The sequence below is a fragment of the Klebsiella oxytoca NBRC 105695 genome (assembly GCF_001598695.1).
Lineage (GTDB): Bacteria > Pseudomonadota > Gammaproteobacteria > Enterobacterales > Enterobacteriaceae > Klebsiella > Klebsiella oxytoca.
The window spans coordinates 1-597 of sequence record NZ_BCZK01000041.1 but is presented as its reverse complement, the minus strand read 5'-3'; the positions used below and the strand labels follow the sequence as shown (position 1 = coordinate 597).

The 597-nt window shown below is 66.2% G+C and carries 1 protein-coding gene; it reads right to left on the bottom strand.

What is annotated here, in order from left to right; all coding sequences use genetic code 11:
- Positions 1–597: type VI secretion system tip protein VgrG (gene vgrG, locus KO1_RS26670; RefSeq protein WP_148719772.1), on the bottom strand; the 597-nt coding region annotated here is incomplete at both ends.

Genomic DNA, 597 nt, shown 5'->3' with positions numbered 1-597 from the left:
CGCTCGTGACGCAGGCGGGCATAAAACGCCCCGCTCTCCGGCGCCGGGTCGCGCGGATGGCTGTCGCCCGGCGTCAGGTAGTTATCCCCCCAGTGGTACGCCTCGCCGTAAGTGGTGCTGTCGCCCCGGCTGACATCGATGCTGAGGCTCATCTCCGCCGGCGCGTTGCGGTAGTTATAGTCCCGGGTGAACACCGACTGCGGCACCACGCGATGCCGGCTTTTCAGCGCCCACACGGATTCCATCCCGCTGTCGTGCTGGCCGGAGGGCGGCACCGACGGCAGAACCAGCCCCTGCCCGTCGTGCCGCTGGTCGTCGTAAAACTCCACCACGTCGATGTTCAGCCGGGTGTCGGCGATGAAGCGGAACCAGATACCCACCTCACTCAGCAGGCGGGTGATAAAGCGCAGGTCGTCCTCGCCGTACTGCATCACCTGCTCGCGACGCGGGTACGCCTGCGCCAGCGTGAAGATAAAGTCCTCCCCGCGCATGCCGTGGCGGGTGCGCAGGATATGCTCCACGATATCCGGCACCGACATATCCTGGTAAATCCGGTTCTGGTGGCTCCGGGAGAGCAGCGCCAGACGCGGCTGCAGG